The sequence below is a fragment of the Janthinobacterium sp. PSRC1-1 genome (assembly GCF_049897525.1).
Classification (GTDB): domain Bacteria; phylum Pseudomonadota; class Gammaproteobacteria; order Burkholderiales; family Burkholderiaceae_D; genus Janthinobacterium; species Janthinobacterium tructae.
In genome coordinates, this window is sequence record NZ_JAFCWK010000003.1 from 296,206 (window position 1) to 319,088 (window position 22,883).

Annotated in this window: 21 protein-coding genes; 4 read left to right on the plus strand and 17 right to left on the minus strand. The window is 61.6% G+C overall.

All coding sequences use genetic code 11. The features are described 5' to 3' along the window. Positions 1–10: 10 nt before the first annotated feature. Positions 11–2,662 carry a TonB-dependent receptor gene (locus tag ACP7DW_RS07935; protein ID WP_426085146.1) on the minus strand — a complete coding sequence of 884 codons (2,652 nt, stop codon included), beginning with the start codon at positions 2,660–2,662 and terminating at the stop codon, positions 11–13. Between the two features lie 460 nt (positions 2,663–3,122). On the opposite strand from ACP7DW_RS07935, the gene ACP7DW_RS07940 reads away from it, so the two are divergent. After that, positions 3,123–3,863 (plus strand): GntR family transcriptional regulator, encoded by a 741-nt coding sequence (locus tag ACP7DW_RS07940; RefSeq protein ID WP_426054628.1) that lies wholly within the window; start codon positions 3,123–3,125, stop codon positions 3,861–3,863. Between the two features lie 192 nt (positions 3,864–4,055). On the opposite strand, the gene ACP7DW_RS07945 is transcribed toward ACP7DW_RS07940, so the two are convergent. From ACP7DW_RS07945 to rpsP, 10 genes are all read right to left on the minus strand, one after another. Next, positions 4,056–5,513 carry a nitrilase-related carbon-nitrogen hydrolase gene (locus tag ACP7DW_RS07945; protein WP_426085199.1) on the minus strand — a complete coding sequence of 486 codons (1,458 nt, stop codon included), beginning with the start codon at positions 5,511–5,513 and terminating at the stop codon, positions 4,056–4,058. Then, complete coding sequence (locus tag ACP7DW_RS07950; protein ID WP_426054626.1) at positions 5,510–6,328, minus strand: AraC family transcriptional regulator; 819 nt, start codon at positions 6,326–6,328, stop codon at positions 5,510–5,512. Before ACP7DW_RS07950 ends, ACP7DW_RS07945 begins: the two co-directional genes overlap by 4 nt. Before the next feature lie 78 nt (positions 6,329–6,406). Continuing rightward, positions 6,407–6,856 carry a CBS domain-containing protein gene (locus ACP7DW_RS07955; protein ID WP_426054625.1) on the minus strand — a complete coding sequence of 150 codons (450 nt, stop codon included), beginning with the start codon at positions 6,854–6,856 and terminating at the stop codon, positions 6,407–6,409. Positions 6,857–6,939: 83 nt separating this feature from the next. Further along, positions 6,940–7,275 (minus strand): DUF3579 domain-containing protein, encoded by a 336-nt coding sequence (locus tag ACP7DW_RS07960; RefSeq protein ID WP_029496213.1) that lies wholly within the window; start codon positions 7,273–7,275, stop codon positions 6,940–6,942. 225 nt (positions 7,276–7,500) lie between these two features. Next, complete coding sequence (locus tag ACP7DW_RS07965; protein WP_426054624.1) at positions 7,501–8,460, minus strand: CobD/CbiB family protein; 960 nt, start codon at positions 8,458–8,460, stop codon at positions 7,501–7,503. Positions 8,461–8,557: 97 nt separating this feature from the next. Beyond that, on the minus strand, positions 8,558–9,217 hold the full coding sequence (locus ACP7DW_RS07970; protein ID WP_426054623.1) for a CoA pyrophosphatase: 660 nt from the start codon (positions 9,215–9,217) through the stop codon (positions 8,558–8,560). A 77-nt stretch (positions 9,218–9,294) separates the two neighbouring features. After that, positions 9,295–9,678 (minus strand): 50S ribosomal protein L19, encoded by a 384-nt coding sequence (rplS, locus tag ACP7DW_RS07975; RefSeq protein ID WP_010395528.1) that lies wholly within the window; start codon positions 9,676–9,678, stop codon positions 9,295–9,297. 131 nt (positions 9,679–9,809) lie between these two features. Continuing rightward, positions 9,810–10,556, minus strand: a complete 747-nt coding sequence (trmD, locus tag ACP7DW_RS07980) for a tRNA (guanosine(37)-N1)-methyltransferase TrmD (protein WP_426054622.1) — start codon at positions 10,554–10,556, stop codon at positions 9,810–9,812. Between the two features lie 50 nt (positions 10,557–10,606). Then, positions 10,607–11,164 (minus strand): ribosome maturation factor RimM, encoded by a 558-nt coding sequence (gene rimM / locus ACP7DW_RS07985; RefSeq protein WP_257572951.1) that lies wholly within the window; start codon positions 11,162–11,164, stop codon positions 10,607–10,609. Positions 11,165–11,177: 13 nt separating this feature from the next. Then, positions 11,178–11,429 carry a 30S ribosomal protein S16 gene (gene rpsP, locus ACP7DW_RS07990; protein WP_010395524.1) on the minus strand — a complete coding sequence of 84 codons (252 nt, stop codon included), beginning with the start codon at positions 11,427–11,429 and terminating at the stop codon, positions 11,178–11,180. A 277-nt stretch (positions 11,430–11,706) separates the two neighbouring features. Here rpsP and ACP7DW_RS07995 point away from each other — a divergent pair, with 277 nt between their 5' ends. Further along, positions 11,707–12,141 (plus strand): NINE protein, encoded by a 435-nt coding sequence (locus ACP7DW_RS07995; RefSeq protein ID WP_426054621.1) that lies wholly within the window; start codon positions 11,707–11,709, stop codon positions 12,139–12,141. 135 nt (positions 12,142–12,276) lie between these two features. Continuing rightward, positions 12,277–12,903 (plus strand): hypothetical protein, encoded by a 627-nt coding sequence (locus ACP7DW_RS08000; protein ID WP_298410764.1) that lies wholly within the window; start codon positions 12,277–12,279, stop codon positions 12,901–12,903. Between the two features lie 182 nt (positions 12,904–13,085). Here the strand turns inward: ACP7DW_RS08000 and ACP7DW_RS08005 are convergent, their stop codons facing one another. The 6 genes from ACP7DW_RS08005 to ACP7DW_RS08030 all read right to left on the minus strand — a co-directional run bounded on the left by ACP7DW_RS08005 (position 13,086) and on the right by ACP7DW_RS08030 (position 20,611). Further along, positions 13,086–14,876, minus strand: coding sequence for an acyl-CoA dehydrogenase (locus ACP7DW_RS08005; protein ID WP_426054620.1), 1,791 nt, complete (start codon positions 14,874–14,876; stop codon positions 13,086–13,088). 90 nt (positions 14,877–14,966) lie between these two features. Next, positions 14,967–15,899, minus strand: a complete 933-nt coding sequence (locus ACP7DW_RS08010; RefSeq protein ID WP_034759881.1) for an electron transfer flavoprotein subunit alpha/FixB family protein — start codon at positions 15,897–15,899, stop codon at positions 14,967–14,969. Between the two features lie 40 nt (positions 15,900–15,939). Beyond that, positions 15,940–16,689, minus strand: coding sequence for an electron transfer flavoprotein subunit beta/FixA family protein (locus ACP7DW_RS08015; RefSeq protein WP_219133189.1), 750 nt, complete (start codon positions 16,687–16,689; stop codon positions 15,940–15,942). Between the two features lie 266 nt (positions 16,690–16,955). After that, positions 16,956–17,183 (minus strand): sulfurtransferase TusA family protein, encoded by a 228-nt coding sequence (locus ACP7DW_RS08020; protein WP_010395510.1) that lies wholly within the window; start codon positions 17,181–17,183, stop codon positions 16,956–16,958. Between the two features lie 237 nt (positions 17,184–17,420). After that, positions 17,421–20,033: an alanine--tRNA ligase gene (gene alaS / locus ACP7DW_RS08025; protein WP_426054619.1), complete on the minus strand. Its 2,613-nt coding sequence runs from the start codon at positions 20,031–20,033 to the stop codon at positions 17,421–17,423. 119 nt (positions 20,034–20,152) lie between these two features. Then, positions 20,153–20,611 carry a Fur family transcriptional regulator gene (locus ACP7DW_RS08030; protein WP_426054618.1) on the minus strand — a complete coding sequence of 153 codons (459 nt, stop codon included), beginning with the start codon at positions 20,609–20,611 and terminating at the stop codon, positions 20,153–20,155. Between the two features lie 159 nt (positions 20,612–20,770). On the opposite strand from ACP7DW_RS08030, the gene ACP7DW_RS08035 reads away from it, so the two are divergent. Further along, positions 20,771–22,834: a TonB-dependent receptor domain-containing protein gene (locus ACP7DW_RS08035; RefSeq protein WP_426054617.1), complete on the plus strand. Its 2,064-nt coding sequence runs from the start codon at positions 20,771–20,773 to the stop codon at positions 22,832–22,834. Positions 22,835–22,883 lie beyond the last annotated feature (49 nt).

The following is a 22,883-nucleotide window of genomic DNA, read 5'->3' on the forward strand; positions in this document are numbered from 1 at the left end:
ATACAACGTCTTACATCTTGCCTTGCAATGCCAGGTAGATCTGACGGCCGTTCTTGTAGAACGCGCCTGGCATGTCATCCGAACCAGGGGTCTTGATGATCGAACGCGACAGTGGATTGTTCAGATCCTTGCCGTCCAGGGTGATGGCCAGGTTTTCCGTCAACTGGTAGGCGATCGATGCGGACAGGCCGCCGATGCCAGCCTGGTAGGCGGCGCTGCGACGCGAGGTGCCGTTCAGGAATTGCGAACGGTAGCTGTACGTCAGGCGCGCGCTGAACTTGTCGTTCTCAAAGAACGCGCCAATGTTATAGGCGTTTTTCGAGGTGCCGATCATGGTGCATTCGCCGAAATCACCGCATGGCGAACCCTTGACGTTGCCCGTTTCCTTGCCATCGGTATAGGTGTAGTTGGCGTTCACACCGAAGCCTGCTGGCAATGCTTGTACATACGACAGTTCCAGGCCCTTGACTTCCGCCGTGGTATTGGTTGGCGTGCCAACTTCATACTGGGTGAACTTGTTCTGCAACTGGTTGTAGAACGTCGTCACACCTTTGCCGTAGGTCACATAACCATCGAGCGACGAGTAGAAGATGCCAGCCGAAACCATCGATTTTGGCGCGAAGTACCATTCCACGCCGATGTCGGCGTTGTTCGAGCGGATAGGACGCAGGTTAGGATTGCCGGCGTTGCCGTCGAGCTGGTTGTCGCGCAGATCCAGGCCGGCCATCATGCCCAGTTCAGGACGAGCCATGGTGCGGCTGATGCCGAAACGGCCGATGATATCCTTCGTCACATCCAGGCGGAAGTTGGCGCTAGGCAGGAAATCATTATACGTGTTGGTGTAGTTCTTGATGACATACTGGGCAGCCGGGTTCAGCTCGTAGCGGTTGACATCTTCCTTGGTATGCACGTAGCGCACGCCAAAGTTACCCGACAGGCCTTCCGTGCCGAAGTTCGCCATCGCGTACACCGACTGGGTCGGTTCCTTGATGTTGAACTCGGACTGGCGCAGGTTGCCCTGGTACGTGGCGTTATCCTTGAGCCACTGATTGACGCTCGCTTGCGAGAACGTCCAGTAACCGGCGCCGTTCACGCCCAGATCCTTGAAGTTGCTCGGGAACGAGGTCAGGCCGTTCATCGGCAGGTTGGCGGTGACGCCCAGCGATGGCTTGGCAACGATGCCGATGGCGGTCAGGTCACGCTTGTGTTCCGCGACGCGGGCGCCGAATTCCACCGACGAGATCGCTGGCAGGTCCAGCTTCAGGATACCGTCGATCTGGCCATACGTTTCCTTGTCGTTCGCCGTCACGTGCGAGCCGTAGGTGTAAGGCGTTGCCTGACGCCCGCCGATCGAGAACTTGTCCGCGCCCGGCGTATCGTAGATCACGCCATGGCTGGCACCGCTCTGGGTGTAGCCGCCGCCCGTCCAAGGCATCCAAACACCCAGCGCGCCGCTTTCCGTGTTGCCCACGCCCTTGGTCGTGCCGACCTTGCCCGAGAGGGTCAGGCGGTCGTTGACGCGGTACTTGGCATCGATATTGAAGAAGTCGGACTTGCTTTCCGCCACAGGACGGCTGAATTCTTCCTGCACAGCACTGGAATAGCCGGCGCAGACGACGCCGCAATTGGCTGGCACGGTGGTATGCAGGCCAGTGACGATACCGCCCTTGTACGTGCCGCTGACGTTGCCGACAGGATAGCCCCCCTTGCTGCCCGTTTCCAGGCCCACGGTCTGGATGAAGTTATGGTTGATGTTCGGCGCGTCGAGTTCGGAATGGAACAGGGTGAAGTCCAGGGTCAGCGCGCTGCTCGGCTTGATCTGCACGTCGATCAGGCCGCCCTTGCGGGTGCGTTCCTGTTCGAACCAGGCGGTGCCGCCCATGTAGTTGACGCGGCCACCGGCCGAACCTGGCAAGGCGCCAGCGACTGCCGAATCCGCAGCAACGCCGTCATACCAGACGCCATTTTCCTGGCCGACACGGCTCAGTTTGCGCTTCTGATAGAAGCCCTGCAGCATCACACCCATGGTGTTGGCATCGTTCTTCCAGTTCAGCATGCCGCTCACTTGCGGATCTTTCTTGCCCGAGTTGGACGAGTACACGGCGCCCAGGCTGACCTGGCCCGTAATTTGTTTCTTGAAGTCCAGCGGTTTGCGCGATTCGATATCGATCACGCCTTGTGCGCCGCCTTCCAGCAGGTTCGCTTGCGAACCTTTGTGCACGGTGACACGGCCGATCAGTTCGGATGGGAACAACGAGAAGCTGACGCTGCGGCCGCCGCCGATGATGTTGTCGGCAAACCAGTCGCCGCTGCTGACCGAGTGGCCATTGAAGGTGGTCAGGGTCAGGCCGAACGGCGTGCCGCGCAGTGCCACGCGGTCATTTTCGCCAAAGCTGCCTTCGTTGCCGCCAGCAGCGGCGACGCTGACGCCTGGCACGCGTTGCAGCGAATCGGCGATGTTTTTGTCAGGCATCTTGCCCACGTCTTCAGCCGTGATCACTTCGACCAGGCTGTCGGAATTGCGTTTTTGGTTCAAGGATTGTTGCAGCGATGCGCGGATACCCGTCACGACGACGGTCTGGCCTTCATCAACCTCAGCCGTTGCTGCCGGCTTGGCGGCCACGACTTCCTGTGCCTGCGCCGAGAAACTCGCGCCTGCCACCAACATAGCCACAGCAGCGGCGATAGGCGTCAAATTGCGTGCTGCAGAGCTAGCTGTCAAATTGCGTTTCATGTACTCCCCCTTGATTTAGGCTCCAGGATTGGACCCTTTTCATTTTTAACGTAGATCTTCTTTCCAGCCCGCCCACTCTCGCCGGCATGCTGCAGACCCTTCGGTACAACCACTTACAAAACCAATTCAACGCCAATATACTACTATCCAATACCAGAACACTACCAGTTGCGACTTTTTTTTTATAACGTTGTTTGAATCACACAGACCACTTTATCCAAATCAATCCGTAGCCCGTATGTGCGGCTTGAATGCGGGGGAAGCCAGGCATAAATTGTTGCCCTGATAATTCAAATTGGTTTTATAACGGCCTTTTTTGGTATTATCCAGCGACACAAAACAGATACAGAGCGCGTCTGCAACGCGCCGTAACGGAGACCCTCAGCGTATGACAACCCTGGCTCACATCATGCAAGGCCTGGGGCAGACGAGTAGCCTGCCCCTGTACCAGCAACTGCAGCGCGCGCTGCGCGAAGCGATCGACAAGCGCATCCTTGGCCCCGAGGAAGCCCTGCCGGCCGAGCGCCAGCTGGCCAGCGACCTGTCCGTCTCGCGCATCACCGTGCGCAAGGCCATCGACGGCCTCGTCAACGAGGGCTTGCTGGTGCGGCGCCCCGGCTCGGGCAATTTCATCAATACGCGCATCGAGAAGAATTTCGCCAAGCTGACCTCGTTTTCCGAGGACATGCGGGCGCGCGGGCGCACGCCGCGCAGCGTGTGGCTCAAGCGCGCAGAGGGCACCGTCACGCCGGAAGAGGCCTTGCGCCTGCGGCTGTCGCCGGGCGCGCCCGTGTACCGCTTCCACCGCATCCGCTATGCGGACGAGATACCGATGTGCCTGGAGTACGCGACCATCGCCGCCAGCTGCCTGCCGGCGCTCGACGCCGTCGACGTATCGATGTATGACGCGCTGGAACAGGCGGGCAACCGGCCCGTGCGCGCCTTGCAGCGCCTCAGCGCCTTGTTGTTGACGGGGGAACAGGCCAGCCTGCTGCAGGCGCAGGAAGGCGACGCGGGCTTGTCGGTGGAAAGACTGGGCTTTTTGCGCGATGGCCGCGCCGTGGAATTTTGCCGCTCCTACTTCCGCGGCGATATGTATGACTTCGTGGCCGAATTAAGTACCAATTAATACCAGCCGCGCGAATTTCTCAATACCCGATAACACCACTTATTGCAGTGCAATATATATGCCGGTAAGGCGCCTGTATATGCACGGCCATGGTGCAATCATCGGCGGCGATTATGTGGCCTCATGCGGAGAATATAAAAGAAGGGCGCATAACGCGGTTTTGCGCATTGCAGCAAAACGTGCCGTTATGCGTCAGGCAGCGGGCACCGCGCGGCGGCCCAGGCACAGCAAAATCACGCCCAGCGCCACGCACAGCCAGCCGAACAGCGGCCCCAGCCATCCCGCCCAGGTGGAGACGGACGGATGCGCCGGCAGCGGCGCCAGCAAGGTGCTGCCCGGCATGCTGCTGCTGGCGCGCTCCGCCAGTACCCGTCCATACGCATCGCTGACCGTCAGCACGCCCTCACGCGCCGCGCGCAGCACCGTGTAGCCGTTTTCCACGCCGCGCACCACGGTCATGCGCGCGCCCATCCAGGCGTCAAACTGGAAATCCCAGGCCGGCACCAGCATCGCCTGCGCCCCGGCCGCGCCATACGCTTGTCCCAGGGGAGCGAAATGCATGTCCTTGCAGATGGCCAGGCCCATGGCCTGGCCCGCCACCGGCTGCACGGCATACGCGCTGCCAGCAAGAAAATCGCGCTCGGGCGGCGCCAGATGATGCTTTTGATAGCTGACGGGCGCGGCGCCATCGGGAGAAAACAGCCAGGCCAGGTTGCGCCGGCCGGCAGCGTCGTGCACGCCGATGCCCACGGTGATCCACACGCCCGTGCCGCGCGCCAGTGCCTGGAAACGCAGCCGCACGGCGTCCGCCTGCGCCGGTGTCAGCACGGCGATCTTTTCCGGCAACAACACCAGCCTGGCGCCCTGCCCGGCCAGCTCTTCAACGTGGCGCACGTACTGGCCCCAGATGACTTGCGCGCGCGCCGGCGGCGTGGCCGGGCCGATAAAGTCATCGATGGCCACCAGCCCTGCCAGCGGCCCGCCTGATTCAGGCGCGCCCTGCACGCGCCAGGCGCCACCCGCCCAAGCCACCACCAGCAGCAGTGCGGTGGCGCCCGCCGCTGGCGCATACGCGCGCCCACCGGCCAGCAGCAGGGCCAGCGCCGAGGGCAGCAGGCACAGCAAAAACAGCAAGCCGGGCACGCCCGCCAAGGCAGCCAACTGCAATATGGCAACATTGTCCGCTTGCGAATACGCGAGGCTGCCCCAGTTACCATCCGGCAGCAAGGCCGCCATCAAGGTATCGATGGCGACCCACAGCACGGGATACGCCAGCACCGTCCAGCCGGAGCGGTAGCGCAGCACGAGGCGCCGCGTCGCCAGCACTACCAGCAGCCACAACAGTGCCTTGACGAGGATCACGGCCAGCACGGCCGGCAAGGGCATCAGCAGGCGAAAATAGGCAAGGTTGGATGACAGGCCCAGCATGGCGGCCAGGAACGTCATCCAGGCCGCATCGCGGCGCGACGAGCGCAGGGCCAGCCACAGCACGGGCAGCGGCGCCCACCAGGCCAGCCAGCCCAGCGGCTGCGGCCCCAGCACCCAGTACAGGGGCAGGCCCGCCGCCAGCGCGGCGACGATTTGCAACAGGCGCTGGCGCAGCGTGCTACTGCCGGCAGCCGGGACAGACAAGATATCGAGCATGCTCATGCTTTCAAGGGGAGCCAGATTTCCACGCCGCCGCTACCGCTGCCGGGATCGAAATGCTGGTCGTAGCGTTCAAAATCGGGCGCGTCGGCCACTTCCAGCCCGGACTGTGGCAGCCACTCGTTCCACAGCGTGTGCCAGGTGGCGCGGATGGTGGAAATATGCCCGCGGTGGTGAAATACGGCATAGCGCCGCGGCGCGATGCGCAGCCGCGTCCAGCCGTCGGGGGCCTGGGAAAAGTCGCTCACCGGCATGGCGCACAGGTAATCGAAATTGCCCGCCTCACCATTGTTGCAGCACACGCCATACACGAGCTGGCCGGGCGCCACATGGGGCAGGAAGCGCTGCCACAGGGCGGGAATGCCGGCAGACGTTTCCGGGCGATAACGTTCGACCAGGCCCGCCAGCAGCAAGGCGGGCCCCGGCTCGAAACGGGGCGCTTCCAGGGGCACGCCAGGCGCCACATCCATTTTGATGGCACTGACCAGCGCGAGGTTGGCCACATGGCGCTGGGCCCGCACTCTTTCCGGCGTGATCTGGAACTGTTCGCGGAAAGCCCGTGTAAATGCTTCGTGGGAACTGTAGCCAGCCTGCAGCGCAACACTGAGTATGTCTTGCGCGCCCTGCGCCAGCACGAGGGCGGCCTCGCTGAGCCGGCGCGCCCGCACATAACGCATCACGGAGTGGCCCGTGGCCAGGCCAAACGCGCGCGTCATGTGGCACGGCGAGGCGCCGCCCACGTGGGCGATATCACCGAGCGAGATATTCTCCGCGTAATGCGATTCGATATACCAGAGTGCCTTGGCCAGATAGTGCATGAACGCTTCCCGTTGGACGAGCAGCGACTGTAGCATTTTCAGCAAGCCGTGACTTGACCGGAATTGCGCGATGCGGGCTTATTTGCGCGTGCGCTTTTCGTGCACCAGCTGGCCGCTGCTGATGCGTGCCAGCTCGGCCATCTCCTGGGCCAGGAAGGCCAGCAGGTCGTCGATGCTGACGATGCCGGAGAGCGCGCCCAGACTATTGACCACGGGCAAGCGGCGGATGCCGTTGACGCGCATGCGTTCGATGATGTCGTAGACGTCTTCGTCTTCGCTGGCCGTGAGCAGTTGCGCAATCATGATGTCGCCCACCAGCAGGCTGGCGGGGTCGAGGCCCAGGGCGATGACGGAAATGACGATGTCGCGGTCGGTGAGGATGCCGATGGGGACGCGCTCGCCGTTCGGCTGTTCGGCCACGATCAGGTCGCCCACATGATGCTGGCGCATCAGCAGCGCCGCGTCCTGCACGCTGGTGTCACGCTGGCAATGGATGGTGTGCAGGGTGCAGATGTCGCCGATACGCATGTCGCCACTCCGTTTGAGGCAGAGTGTCCACGCTACGCCGTCCCGCCGTGGCGGGCTTTGCGCCAGATCAAATGAAACGGGTCTTACTTTTCTTCGGGGGGCGGCAGGAAGCAGGCTTCGACGATCTGCAGGTCGTTATCCTTGGCGAATTCGCGCACGAAGTGAAACGCCATCGGCTCGATCTCGCGCAGCTTGGTATTGACCACCACCGACTTGACGCCATTGACGACGGTCGGGCGCACGTAGGGCGAATACTGGAGGTGCGCATTGCGCCCGCCACCTTCGGGATTGAAACAGGACATCACTCCACAAAGGCGCTCGGCCCAATCGCTGGGTCGGAATTGCTTGCCATTGCTGGTGAGACCAAGGATGAAGAACTCGTCTGAGAGTTCCCCTGTTTTTTGAGATAACTCGGCCATGTGGCTTGTCGGGACTGGATTGCGTGAATGGCCCCGGCGGGTAAGCCGGGCTGGTAATTCAACTACGTTTGCTGCGGTAAGCCAGTATTATATCTTATAGAAGACTTGGGTTCTACCTCGATCTGCCCTGACGCTGCAAACAGGGGCCGGCACGCATGACGCGCCAGCCCCTATTTTAACCTTGTTCCACGCGCAAGGCGCATGGATGGCGCGTGTGCGCCCGCGTCAGCCGAGGAAAACGGCGCCCGACATCAACAGCAGCAGCAGCATCCACAGCAGCAAGGCGCGCCAGACCAGGCCGACCGTGCTCTGCAAGGCGCGCGTCCCCGGCTCTTCGCCGGGCAGGATATCGCTTTCGCTGTCGCTGTCATCGACGGCCATGTCGGGGGTCACCAGCACACGGGCGGCCGTTTCCGCTGGCGTGCCCAGGCGCACGCCCATGGCGCCGCCACCGGCCGTCAGGATGATGCCGATGGCCTCGTCCTGCCAGCGCTGGGCGAAATTGCGCCAGGCGTAGATGGCATCCTCGAAATTGCCGACCACGGCAAACGCCACGGCCGTCAGGCGCACGGGGATCCAGTCGATCCAGTAAAAGGCGCGCGCGGCGAACTGGCCGAACGCTTCATTGCGCATGTGCTCGGGTTCGTTCCAGGCGCGCGACAGGTACTCGGCCACGCGGTACATCACGGCGCAGGCAGGGCCCAGCGGCATCAGGAACCAGAAGAAGACGCCAAATACATTGCGATGCGTGGTGATCAGGGCTTTTTCCACGGCGATGCGGGCGATTTCACTCGCTTCCATGCCCACCGTGTCGAGCTTGGTCCAATCGGCCAGCAAGGTACGCGCGGTCGCTTCGTCGCCGGCGCTCAGGGCCAGTTGGATGGAGGTAAAGTAATGACTGTAATGGCGAAAGCCCAGGGTCAGGTAGACGATGAGGACGTTCCAGGCAAAAGCCAACAGGGTCAACTGGTAGTGCTGCAAGAGCCAGTACACGCCCGCCGTCGGCACCATCAGCACGCCGATCATGAGAAACCAGCCCATGCGGCCATGGCTGGCGTGGCCGGCATTGAACCAGGTCTCCATGCGCATTGCCAGGCTCTTGATTTCGGCGTAGATCGGATTGTCCGCGCGCAAAGGTTTGAGCTGCTCGATCAGCAATGCGCAAAGTATGGAGAGAAATGTCATCAATGGTCCTTTTTGTCTTTTTCAGCAATACCGCAATGCCCGCTACGATAGCGCAGTGCCGTGCTGGAATCAAACTTATTACGTGCGCGGCACCATTTTACGCGCGCAAGAGGTGAAACAGATTGCGCAGCATGCCGGCGGTGGCGCCCCAAATGTAGAAGCGCTCGTAGGGCATGGCGTAGAACGAGCGCCGTCCGCCTGGCAATTCCACCGACAGGCGCTGGTGGTTGATGCCATCCATGAGGAAGGCCAGCGGCACTTCGAAGATTTCCGCCACTTCGGACGGGTCGGCGCGCAGTTCGAACGGCGGCGTCACCAGGCCCACCACGGGCGTGACCTGGTAGCCGGTGCCCGTCAGGTAGTCGGGCAGGTGGCCTAGCACTTCGATGTGCTCGCGCGCCAGGCCGACTTCTTCCTGCGTTTCACGCAAGGCCGTGGCGATGGGCGACGCATCGAAGGCTTCGCTGCGCCCGCCGGGAAAGCTGACCTGGCCCGCGTGGCTGCTCAGATGGTCCGTGCGCATGGTCAGCAAGATGGTCAAGCCCTGCGGCCGTTGCACGAGGGGAATGAGCACGGCGGCGCGCACGGGCACGGCACGGGCGGAAAGAAAATCCTGGGTAATCTCGGGTTGCCAGTCAGGCTGTTCGGCCAGGCGCTGGCGCAGCCAATCCGGCGTCAGGCGCACGGCGTCCAGCGCCGCCTCGCCGGCGATCGAATCGATGGCTAGTTGTTGCGGATCAAATGCGATGGTGGCCATGCAGCTTGTCCCATTGGCAATTCAGAATAAAAAAGGGGCGCCGAGAGGCACCCCTTTTCCCAACGCAGACGCTGATATTACGCGCTTGCTTTCGCCACAACGCGGCGATTTGGCAATTTTTCTTTGATACGCGCCGATTTACCCGAACGCTCACGCAGATAGTACAGCTTGGCGCGGCGAACATCACCACGGCGTTTCACTTCGATCGAAGCGATCAGCGGCGAGTACAGTTGGAACGTACGCTCGACGCCTTCGCCGGACGAGATCTTGCGAACGATGAAGTTCGAGTTCAGGCCACGGTTACGACGGGAGATAACGACGCCTTCGTAAGCCTGGGCGCGCTTGCGCGTACCTTCGACTACGTTGACGCTGACGATAACGGTATCGCCTGGTGCGAATTCAGGAATGGTTTTACCCAGACGAGCAATTTCTTCCTGCTCTAATTGTTGAATCAAGTCCATTTTTAACACTCCGAAAACCATCATGCCGGCGCACTGTGGATAGCAAGTATCCGCCCGGTAGAGGATGGGTAACACAATTTGGGCAACATGCCCGGCACTACTGGCCACCCTGCCGGCCGTCCGGAGACGGCTTACAGGCTGGCCAAGAATTTTTCGTCTGCCTTGCTGAGCAAGCCGGCAGCGCGTGCACTGACCAGCAGGTCAGGCCGCTTCGTCGCGGTCGCTTCCAGCATGCGCTGGCGGCGCCACTTGACGATCTCGGCATGATTGCCGCCCATCAAGACGGGCGGCACGGCCATGCCTTCATATGTTTCCGGCCGCGTGTAGTGCGGCGAATCGAGCAAGCCATTGACGAAGCTGTCCTCGATGGCCGATGCCTCGGTGTTCAAGACACCCGGCAACAGGCGGATCACCGCATCCATCAACGCCATGGCGGGCAATTCACCGCCCGACAGGACAAAGTCGCCGACGCTGATTTCTTCGTCAACGCAACGGTCCAGCAAACGCTGGTCCACGGCTTCATAGCGGCCACACAGGATCACCAAACCAGGTTCGGCTTTCAGCTGCGTGACGCGCTCGTGCGTCAGCGCGCGGCCTTGCGGCGACATGAACACCACGCGGGGCGCCGCCAGGCCGAGATCGGTCTGACGTTGCTTCGCGGCATGAATTGTCGCTTCGAGGGGACGTGCCATCATCACCATGCCGGGGCCGCCGCCATACGGGCGGTCATCCACGGTACGGTGATTGTCGGTGGTGAAATCACGGGGATTCCACAGCGACAAGCCACACTTCCCCTGCTCGAAGGCGCGCCGGGTCACACCCGACTGCGTCAGCGCGGCAAACATTTCCGGGAACAGGGTCACGACATCAAATTGCATCGCTCACCATCCTGCAATGTTTGCCCGGCGCAAATTGATGCGCAGGCGGTTTAATAATCGAGGCCCCAGTCAACCGTGATCTTGTTGGCGGTCTTGTCAACATTAATGACAAACTGGCCAACAAACGGGATCAGGCGCTCAGGCGCCTTTTCAACGGTCTCATCGGCAGTGGCCACGGGCGTGACGCGCAAGATCGACTGCGGACCATTGCTCATCATGTCGTGCACTGTGCCGAGGCACTCGCCTTGCAAATTCTCGACTGTCAGTCCGATCAGATCGGACCAATAAAATTCATCGGCCGTCAGCGTCGGGAAATGGCTACGCGGAATTTGCACAGAAACGCCTTTCAGCGCTTCTGCGGCATCCCGCCCGACCACACCCACCAGCTGGGCCACGACGTCGCCGCCGTGTAACTTTGCTTGCCTGACTTGAACATCATGCAAGGTCGGTTTATCAAACCACCAGGTTTTGACGCTTAATAATGCATCCGCGTCGTCGGAGAAAGGAGTGATCCTGACCCCGCCAGCAATGCCATAAGCACCGGAGACATAGCCTACCTGTACCAGGTCATCGGGGACTTTCACCCCGGATGCAGTCTTGACCGTCAAACCAGTGATCTAATTAAGCTGCTGCTTTGTTGTTGCTGGCAACCAGGCGAGCAACGGTTGGCGACAATTGTGCGCCAACGCCTTGCCAGTAGGCCAGACGGTCTGCGGTGATACGCAGTGGAACTTCGCCACCTTGCGCCATCGGGTTGTAAAAACCGATACGCTCAATGAAGCGACCATCGCGGCGATTGCGCGAATCTGTAGCGACGATGTTGAAGAACGGGCGCTTCTTGGCGCCTCCACGAGCTAAACGAATAACGACCATAATATTTCCAAAAAGTGTGCTGAGGCGGAAAAAGCCGCAAATTATAGCGCGCTTTACCGCCAGGCAGCAAGCGTTATGATGACGGGCGTGTAATTTGGGCTAATCAAACATTATGACCAGTCATGGCCCAAGACGCAATAGGCGTCTGCGCCTATCGTGCCGGCCATGGCTGGAAATCACACCAAATCATTGCATAAACGCCACAGGAAAGTGCTATCGTTGTGCGAGACAATGGCCGATACTGGCAATCTTTACCGATGAGCAACTCTGGAGTCCCATGACCACCACCACCATTTTGCAACAGTCGCACAAGAACAAGGCCTTCACCACCTTGCTGGCCTTCCTGCTGGGCATGCTGGGCGCGCACCGCTTCTACCTGCATGGCAGCAAAGACCGCTGGGGCTGGCTGCACCTGGCCGCCCTGCCCGCCTCCTTGCTGCTGCGCCAGCTGTTTCCCGACGCCGACTGGTTTTACCAGATATTGCCGCTGACCCTGTCCGCCCTGGCCGGCTTCCTGGAAGCGCTGGTGCTGGGCCTGATGCCGGACGACAAGTGGGATGCGCGCTACAACGCCGCATCAAGCCGCCTGTCGGACACGGGCTGGCCTCTGGCCGTGGTGCTGGTCGCTACCCTGATGCTGGGTGCGGGCGTGCTGATCGCCACCATGGCGCGCCTGTTCGACTTGCTGTACACAGGCGGCGCCTATGGTTGATCGCCAATTGGAAATACCATCATTTCGCGCGCAGCGCACGCACATGTAAGTGTTGGTAAGCAATTATGATTTTGCCCTATACTGCATTCACAATGCCGACATTACTGGCACATTCCACACCCCTAGGAGAAGATCATGATTCGTCGCCCACTCATCCTCGCAGTCGCCATCACGGCCCTGTTCAGCACCTCCGCCTTCGCGCAAAACCTGTCGCCGAAGGCGCAATACACCTACGATACGAAACAGGCGAGCACGCGCTATGCCGATGACAAAAAATTGTGCGCGGAAGAAACCAGCTCGAAAGCCCGCATGCAATGCCTGCGCGACGCCAAGAGCGAATACGACCAGGCCATCATCAATGCCAAGGCCGCGCAAAGAGCGGGCAATTCCTACGCCAGCCAGCCTTCCAAGCAGCCACAGCATCAGATCTGCGCCGATTGCGGCAAGGTGCTGGCAGTCAACGTCACTGAAAAAGCGGGTGAAGGCGGCGCGCTGGGCATGATAGGCGGCGGCGTGGCCGGCGCCCTGCTGGGCCGCCAGGTGGGCGGTGGACGCGGCAAGGACCTGGCCACCCTGGCCGCCGCCGCCGGCGGCGCGTATGCCGGCAAGCAAGTCGAAGGCCACATGAAAAACAGCAAGGTGTGGACCGTCACCGTGCAATACGAGACGGGCGCCAAGGCCGATTTCGCGTTTGACCAGGATCCTGGCCTGGCCGCTGGCGATCTGGTACGCAATTCGGGCAACGGTATCGCCCGCCGTTAAGAACGCAGGCAAAGCGTCCATGGCGGCGTTGCATTGTCTTGTCGCACTAGCGTGCTGCCTGCGACAACGCGCCTTGCCCTGAACGCTTTCCCAAGCATTCTTGATAGAAATTAAAAAAGCGCTGGAGAGTGATCTCCAGCGCTTTTTTGCATTCAGCCAGCTTCCGCCGGCCAAGTTTCAACTTAAAACTGCTCTTCCGACAAGGCCATCACACCGGCGCTGCCATCGATGATGGTGGCGCGCAAGCCAGGCGCTTGCGACAGGATGTGGTCGGCAAAGAAACGCGCCGTGGCGATTTTTGCCTTGTAGAACGAGGCGTCGCCGCTGCCTTCTCCCAGCCTTTGCTGCGCCACCACGGCCGCGCGCGCCATTTGCCAGCCGCCCAGCACGATGCCGGCCAGCTTCAGATACGGCACGCTGCCCGCGAAGACGGCCTTGATATCCGTCTTCATGTTCGCCACCACATATTCCACCACCGCTTCGAGCGCGGCGCTGCCTTCGGCCAGGTGGCGCTGCATGGCCTGGAAGTCGGCGCCGGAGAGCTCGCCCAGCTGGGCTTCCGTGGCGCGCACTTGGGCGATGATGGCTTTCGCCACGGCGCCGCCGTCGCGCACCGTCTTGCGGCCCACGAGGTCGTTCGCCTGAATCGCCGTCGTGCCTTCGTAGATGGTGAGGATCTTGGCGTCGCGGTAATGCTGGGCGGCGCCCGTTTCCTCAATAAAACCCATACCGCCATGCACTTGCACGCCGTCGCGCGTGACATCCTGCGACATTTCCGTGGCCCAGCCCTTGATGACGGGCACCAGGTATTCATACGTCGCCAGGCTTTCCGCGCGCACTTCGGCCTCCGGATGGTGGTGCGCCACGTCGCTGATGGCCGCGCCCACGTAGGCCAGCGCGCGCGCCGCTTCCGTCTGCGAGCGCATCGACATCAGCATGCGGCGCACGTCCGGGTGATGGATGATGGAGACCGGACCAGGCGAACCGGCCAGGTCGCGCGACTGCACGCGGTCCTTGGCGAACGCCACCGCCTGCTGGTAGGCGCGCTCGGCCAGGCCAATGCCTTGCAGGCCGACACCGAAACGGGCCGCATTCATCATGATGAACATGTATTCGAGACCGCGGTTTTCCTCGCCCACCAGGGTGCCGATGGCGCCGCCGTGGTCGCCGAACTGCAGCACGGCCGTCGGGCTGGCCTTGATGCCCAGCTTGTGCTCGATCGACACGCAATGCGCGTCATTGCGCGCACCGAGGCTGCCGTCCGCGTTGACGAGGAATTTCGGCACGATGAACAGCGAGATACCTTTCACGCCAGCGGGCGCGTCCGGCGTGCGGGCCAGCACCAGATGGACGATGTTTTCCGCCATGTCGTGTTCGCCATACGTGATGAAAATCTTCGTGCCGAAGACTTTATAGGTGCCATCGTCCTGCGGCACGGCGCGCGTGCGCACGGCGGCCAGGTCGGAGCCCGCTTGCGGCTCCGTCAGGTTCATGGTGCCCGTCCACTTGCCCGAGACCAGGTTTTCCAGGTAGACCGCCTTTTGCTCATCGCTGCCGGCCGTCAGCAGCGCTTCGATGGCGCCGTCCGACAACAGGGCGACCAGGGCAAACGAGATGCTGGCCGAGTTGAGCATTTCAATGCACGGCGTGGCCAAGAGCTTGGGCAAACCCTGGCCGCCGAATTCGGTCGGATGCTGCACGCCCTGCCAGCCCGCTTCACCGTAGGCCTTGAAGGCTTCCTTGAAGCCTTGCGAGGTGGTCACTTGCCCGTCGTGCCAGAAACTCGGCTCCTTGTCGCTGGGCCAGTTCAGGGGGGCCACCACGGCGCCGCAGAATTTGGCGTTCTCTTCCAGTACGGCTTCGGCCGTGTCGGGCGTGGCGTCTTCGCAGCCAGGCAAAGTATGAATTTCGGCCAGGCCGGCCAGTTCGTTCATGACGAACAACATGTCTTTCAGCGGGGCTTGATAGCTCATCTATTTCTCCAAGAAAAAAGCCACGCGCGGCTCGCCGTGTGGGGCGGGCCGGCGTGGCTTTGTCAATAACAAAACCTGAATGGGTAAGACTTAGCCCAGTTCCTTGACCAGTTGCGGCACGATCTCGAACAGATCGCCCACGATGCCGTAGTCGGCCACGGCAAAGATCGGCGCTTCCGGATCCTTGTTGATGGCGACGATGGTTTTCGAGTCTTTCATACCGGCCAGATGCTGGATCGCGCCCGAGATACCGACGGCGATGTACAGCGATGGCGCGACGATCTTGCCCGTCTGGCCCACTTGCCAGTCGTTCGGCACGAAGCCGGCATCGACGGCGGCGCGCGAAGCACCCATGGCGGCGCCCAGCTTGTCGGCCAGCGGTTCGAGGATGTGGAAGTTCTCGGCCGAACCCATGCCACGGCCGCCCGACACGATGATTTTCGCGGCGGTCAGTTCAGGACGGTCGGACTTGGCCAGCTCGCGGCCCACGAAGGCCGATTTGCCGGCATCGGCAACGGCGGCGACGGTTTCGGTGGCAGCCGAACCGCCGGTGGCGGCAGCGGCGTCGAAACCGGTGGTGCGCACGGTGATGACCTTGATCTTGTCGCCAGATTGCACGGTGGCAATCGCGTTACCGGCGTAGATCGGGCGCTCGAAGGTGTCAGGCGAGTCGACCTTGGTGATTTCCGAGATTTGCGCCACGTCCAGCTTGGCGGCCACGCGCGGCAGGATATTCTTGCCGTAGGCGGTGGCTGGCGCCAGGATGTGGCTGTAGTTGCCGGCGATGGCCAGCACTTGCTCGGCCACGTTTTCGGCCAGGCCGTCGGCGAAGTATGGCGCGTCGGCCACGATGACTTTCGTCACGCCGGCGATTTGCGCGGCGGCAGCGGCGGCAGCCGAGGCGTTCGAACCTGCGACGAGCACGTGCACGTCGCCGCCGCACTGGGCAGCCGCGGTCACGGTGTGGTGGGTGCTGCCCTTTAAGGTAGCGTTGTCGTGTTCAGCAATAACTAATGCGACCATGATATGTCCTGTAATTGTTCTGGGTAGACGGCAAAGCCGCTTAGATGACTTTGGCTTCGGTACGCAGCTTGGCGACCAGCGTGGCCACGTCCGGTACCTTGATGCCGGCCGAGCGCTTGGCTGGCTCGACGACTTTCAGGGTCTTCAGGCGTGGCGCGACGTCGATGCCCAGGTCTTCCGGCTTGACGGTCTCGAGCGGCTTTTTCTTGGCCTTCATGATGTTCGGCAAGGTCACATAGCGTGGCTCGTTCAAACGCAGGTCGGTGGTGATGATCGCTGGCAAGGTCAATGCCAGGGTTTCCAGGCCGCCGTCGACTTCGCGCGTGACGGTGACTTTGCCGTCTTCCAGCACGACTTTCGAGGCGAACGTGGCTTGCGGCCAACCCAGCAGGGCTGCCAGCATCTGGCCGGTCTGGTTGCTGTCGTCATCGATGGCTTGCTTGCCCAGAATGATCAGTTGCGGCTGCTCTTTCTCGGCCAGGGCTTTCACCAGCTTGGCCACGGCCAGCGGTTCCAGTTCGGTCGTCGTTTCCACCAGGATGCCGCGGTCGGCGCCGATGGCCATGGCCGTGCGCAGGGTTTCCTGGCACTGCGTCACGCCGCAGGAGATGGCGACCACTTCCGTGACCTTGCCGGCTTCTTTCAGGCGCATCGCTTCTTCCAGCGCGATCTCATCGAAAGGGTTCATCGACATTTTGACGTTGGCGGTATCGACGCCAGTGCCGTCACTCTTGACGCGGACTTTGACGTTATAGTCGACCACGCGTTTGACGGGTACCAAGACTTTCATAGCTATGCCTTTGGGAAATTATAAAAATGACGGATCAAGTGCTGATTGTGCGTTCGATTATAAGAGAAATTTGAATCCTGAACCGAATTTAAGCACGATCGTGCGATTTTTTGTTAGAGCAATCCATCTAAACTGTCCAGCTTCGGGGATTTCAGGGGAGTCTGCCGCTACGCTGCAGGGCAGCAAAAGGGCGTGAAAGTGACCAAAAATGACGCAGCACGGCAAGGTACAAGCAGGCCGCGCCACGGCGGCCCCGGCTGGCAGAATTATTTGCGTTGCATCAGGAAGACGAATTCGGTGCCCGTCTGCACGTGCGACAGCAGGGCATTGCCCGTTTGCTTGGCGAAAGCCTGGAAGTCGCGCACGGAACCGGGATCGGTTGCCATGATGCGCAGCACTTCCCCACTCTGCAGCTCTGACAAAGCCTTTTTCGCCTTCAGAATCGGCAACGGGCAATTCAAGCCGCGCGCGTCGAGTTCTTTGTGAAATTCCATAATCTCGGTATCAAGTAGTGTGTCGCTCATCATCAATATCCCACCATTGTTTTGTTGTACTGATTTTCGACATACTACTCTAAATCAGGGGCATTGACGCGCTGCACCAAAATAGTTCATCGGCTGTTGTGGGGTCACAACGGGATTCCACATGAAATAACGGCCCGCAAACATCGTCTGCGGGCCGTTTTCAAGGGGCTGTGGGGTGAAAACCCCGCATGCCTGCAAGCTTACGCCTTATTTCGTGCGTTCGCCGACCCAGGCCGGCACGCCGGCCAGGGCGTTCGCCAGACCGCTCGGATCGGTACCGCCCGCTTGCGCCATATCGGGGCGTCCGCCGCCTTTTCCGCCCACTTGCTGTGCAACGAAGTTCACCAGCTCGCCCGCTTTGACACGGGAAGTCGCGTCCGCCGTGACGCCGGCGATCAGGCTGACCTTGCCGTCCGTCACGCTGGCCAGCACGATGGCAGCCGTCTTCAGCTTGTCTTTCAGCTTGTCCATGGTTTCGCGCAGACGGGCCACGTCGGCGCCGTCGAGCACGGCGGCCAGCACCTTGATGCCGTTCACATCGACGGCTTGCGTGACCAGCTCGTCGCCCTGGCCGGAAGCCAGTTTCGATTTCAGCGCGGCCAGTTCCTTCTCCAGCGCCTTCACATGGTCCTGCACCTGTCCGATGCGGGCGGTCAGCTCTTCCGGCTGCGCCTTCAGCGCTTGCGCTGCTTCGACCAGGCGGCGGTTGATGGTTTGCACCAGCGCCAGCGCGCCCTCGCCCGTCACCGCTTCCACGCGGCGAATGCCGGCGGCCACGCCGCTTTCGGCGATGATCTTGAACAGGCCGATATCGCCCGTGCGCTGCACGTGGACGCCGCCGCACAGCTCTTTCGAGCTGCCGATGTCGAGCACGCGCACTTCGTCGCCGTATTTCTCACCGAACAGGGCCATCGCGCCATGCTTGACAGCATCGTCAAACGACATCAGGTGGGCCTGCGTGGCGCGGTTTTCCAGGATCTCTTTATTGACGATGGTTTCCACGGCGACGATTTGCTCCGCCGTCATCGGCGCATGGTGGCTGAAGTCGAAACGGGTTTTGTCCGGATCGACCAGCGAGCCCTTTTGCGCCACGTGGCTGCCCAGCACTTCGCGCAAGGCCTTGTGCATCAAGTGCGTGGCCGAGTGGTTACGGATCGTGCGCGCGCGCTTGGCCGTATCGACTTGCGCCGAGACGGCATCGCCCACTTTCAATACGCCGGACTCGAGCACGCCGTGGTGGCCAAACACGTCGGCCTGGATTTTCAAGGTGTCGCTGACGGCAAAGCTGCCGGCGCCCGAGGCGATCACGCCCTGGTCGCCCACCTGGCCGCCCGATTCCGCGTAGAACGGCGTGGTGTCGAGCACGACGATGCCCGCTTCACCGGCTTTCAGTTCCGTGACCGGCGTGCCGGCCGCGTACAGCGCCACGACCTTGCTGCTGAACGTCAATTGGTCGTAGCCGACGAAGGTGTTTTTCTCGCCCGTGTACTCGACCTTGCTGTCCTTGTGCGTCTTGCCGCCCTTGCGCGACAGTTCCTGACTTTCCTTCAGGGCCACGTCGTAGCCCTCCTGGTCGAACGTGATATTGCGTTCGCGGCAGATGTCGGCCGTCAGGTCCGGCGGGAAGCCATACGTTTCGTACAAAGTAAACGCGGTGGCGCCGTCGATGCCCGTGGCATCCTTGGCCAGCTGCGCTTCCAGCACTTTCATGCCCGTTTCCAGGGTTTCGCCGAAACGCTCTTCCTCGGCTTTGAGCATGTTGGCGACGTTGTCTTTCGCTTCTTCCAGCTCCGGATAGGCGCCGCCCATCTCGATGGCGAGATCCGCCACCAGCTTGTAGAAGAACGGTTTCGTCTGGCCCAGTTTGTGGCCATGGCGCAGGGCGCGGCGGATGATGCGGCGCAAGACATACGCGCGGCCTTCGCTGCCCGGAATGACGCCATCGACGATCATGAAGGCGGCGGCGCGGATGTGGTCGGCGATCACGCGCAGCGACTTGTTTTCCAGGTCGGTGGCGCCCGTTTCGCGCGCGGCGGCGCGGATCAAATGCTGGAACAGGTCGATTTCATAGTTCGAATGCACGTGCTGCAGCACGGCGGCCAGGCGCTCCATGCCCATGCCCGTGTCGACGCACGGCTTCGGCAACTTGTGCATGACGCCCGCTTCGTCGCGGTTGAACTGCATGAACACCAGGTTCCAGATTTCAATGAAACGGTCGCCGTCTTCGTCCGGCGAGCCCGGCGGACCGCCAGGAATGTCGGCGCCGTGGTCGTAGAAGATTTCCGTGCAAGGACCGCATGGGCCCGTGTCCGCCATCTGCCAGAAATTGTCCGAGGCGTAGCGCGCACCCTTGTTGTCGCCGATGCGGATGATGCGTTCGACAGGCACGCCGATTTCTTTTGCCCAGATGTCGTACGCTTCGTCATCTTCGATGTAGACGGTGACGGTCAGCTTGTCAGCCGGCAAGCCATACACCTTGGTCAGCAATTCCCACGCGTATTGAATCGCGTCGCGCTTGAAATAGTCGCCAAAGCTGAAGTTGCCCAGCATTTCAAAGAAGGTATGGTGGCGCGCCGTGTAACCGACGTTTTCCAGGTCGTTGTGCTTGCCGCCGGCGCGCACGCAGCGCTGCACGGACGTGGCACGCGTGTACGGACGGCTGTCCGTGCCCGTAAACACATCCTTGAATTGCACCATGCCGCTGTTCGTCAACAGCAAGGTCGGATCGTTGCCTGGCACCAGGGAGCTGGAACGGACGATGGAATGGCCCTTGGATTCGAAAAATTTGAGGAACTTGTCGCGGATTTCAGATGATTTCATGTTTTTTTGGCAAAAAGTGGCGGCAGCTTTAAAGGGAAGATTATACGTGATATGGGGTGCGGCAATGACGGCTGGCCAGGGCATTGTTGCGCCCGTGCCAACCTCGACAGCCTGCCAGCTCAGGCCGGGTCGTGGTGGCTGGCACAGGCGTGCACAGTGGTGGCAACGGCGGCGCCCCCCGCTGTGGCTGTGGCGCCGGCAGCGGCATTGCAGTCGGCGCAGCGGCCGTACAGGGTCAATTCGTGGCGCTCGACGACAAAGCCTTGCGGCGCCATGCGCTTCAAGTCGCCCGGGCAATCATGCACGTCGAACACGCGCTGACAGGTGGTGCACTGGAAATGGTGGTGATGGTGATTGGCGGCCGTGTTCGACTCATAGCGCGGGTTTTCGCCCGGCAAGGTCACCACGTGCACCTTTTCCTCCAGCACCAGGGACTTCAAGTTGCGGTAAACGGTGGCAATGCCCAGCTGCGTCACCTGCAAGCTGGCCTGTTCGAGAATTTCCTGCGCCGACAGGGGGCGCTGGGCCGACTCGATGGCGGCTTGAATAGCGGTTTTTTGACGTGTTGTGCGTTCCATAGCCGACAGAATACACCATCCGCCTGCATCTCCCGCCCGGAAAACTGTCACACAGTAATGATAATGGGTTATCATTATCATCTTCGGGCAGTCACTCCATCCGGCAAGCGCCTGCCCAAACCCCGCAAACACCGATCGCCGATAAAGGAACTCTTGCCCATGTCCGTCCGTCCTCACCAACCCACTCCCCTCGCGCTGGCCATCATGCTGGCCTTTGCCACCCCTGCCAGCGCCCTGGCGCAGCAAACAGCCACCTTGCCTGCCGTCACCGTTTCGGCCAGCGCCCTGGCCCTGGGCAGCGACGACATGAGCACGCCCGTGACCGTACTGGAAGGCGAAGCACTGGTGCTGGCAAGGGCTGCGACCCTGGGCGAGACCCTGGCGGGACAGCCCGGCATCACCTCCAGCCATTTCGGCGCCGGCGCCAGCCGTCCCATCATCCGCGGCATGGATGGCCCGCGCGTCAAGGTGCTGTCCGATGGTGCCGAGGTGCAGGATGCCTCGACCATCAGCCCCGACCATGCTGTCGCGGCCGAGCCGATGCTGTCGGAACAGATTGAAGTCTTGCGCGGCCCGTCCGCGCTGGCCTATGGCGGCGGCGCCGTCGGTGGCGTCGTCAATGTGATCGACAAGAAAATCCCCACGCGCGTGCCGGCCAAAGGTATCGAAGGCAGCGCGGAAGTGCGCGCCAATTCGGCCGCGCGCGAAAAAGCGGGCGCCTTTGAAGTCACTGGCGGCTCCGGCAACATCGCTGTCCATGCGGAAGGCGTCAAGCGCGATGCAAAAGAATACAAGGTCGGCAGCGGCTGGGAAGGCGGCTCCAGGGTGGCCGGCAGCTACAACAAGACGGACACGGGCAGCGTGGGCGTATCGTGGGTGGGTCAACGCGGCTTCCTGGGCCTGGCCTTCACGAGCCAGCATGCGGAATACGGCTTGCCCGGCCACAACCACGAATTCGAGAGCTGCCACCCGCACGGCGCGCACCTGCATTGCGGCGGCCACGACGGCCACGACCACGGTGCTGAAGAGGAACATGACCACGAGCACGGCAGCGTGCCCTACGTGAAGCTGAAAAGCGAGCGCTGGGATGTGCGCGGCGAATTGCGCGATCCCGTGCCCGGCTTCGCCAAGCTGCGCCTGCGCGCCGCGTTCACCGACTACAAACACGACGAAATCGAAGGCACGGCAATCGCCACCACGTTCAAGAACAAGGGCCACGATGCGCGCCTGGAAATGGAACACCATCCCGTCTTCGGCTGGCGCGGCGTAGTCGGCCTGCAAACGTCGAAGCGCGATTTCTCCGCCTTGGGCGAGGAAGCTTACGTGGCGCCGACGGTGACGAAGAAGCACGCGGCCTTCCTGGTCGAGGAATACAAGCTCGACCAATGGCGCTTCGAGGCAGGCTTGCGCCACGAATGGCAAGACATCACGGTCGACAGCGCCACCCTGCAGGACCGCAGCGCCAAGGGCACGTCCGTCTCGCTGGGCGCCGTGTGGAAATTTGCCCCCCAGTATTCGCTCGGTTCGACCATTTCGCGCACGCACCGCTTGCCCAGTGCCGAGGAACTGTATGCGCACGGCGTGCACATGGCCACGGCCACGTATGAGCTGGGCAATCAAAACCTGGGCAAGGAAACGTCGAACAATATCGACTTGACCTTGCGCAAATATGCGGGCGCCACGACCTTCTCGGCCAGCGCCTACCGCAACAAGGTCGACAACTACATCTTCGGCTCCACGCTGGACAACCACGAAGGCTTCCAGCTGATCCAGTACGCCCAGCGCGACGCCACGTTTACGGGCGTGGAAGGGCAAGTGCGCCAGCAGCTCAACCCCATGTTCGGCGCCAGCGTGTTCGGCGACTATGTGCGGGCCAAGCTGGCCGACGGTGGCGCAGGCAACAATAAAAACTTGTCGCGCATCCCGGCCCAGCGCATCGGTGTAAAAGTTGACGCCAACTGGCAGGCGTGGAGCGGCGTGGCCGAGTTCTACCGCGTGGGCAAGCAAGACAAGGTCGCCGCGTTCGAAACGGCAACCCCGGGCTACAACATGCTGAACCTGTCCGCCAACTACGACACGCGCATCGGCACGACGCCGGCCCAGTTCTACATCAAGGCGAACAACCTGACGAATGAACTGGCGTACAGCCATACCTCGTTCATCAAGAATGCGGCGCCGTTGATGGGGCGCAATGTCACGGTCGGCATGCGCGTGACTTTCTAAGCTGTTTGAAACGTAGGTCGGCTTAGCGCGCAAGCGCGTAAGCCGACAA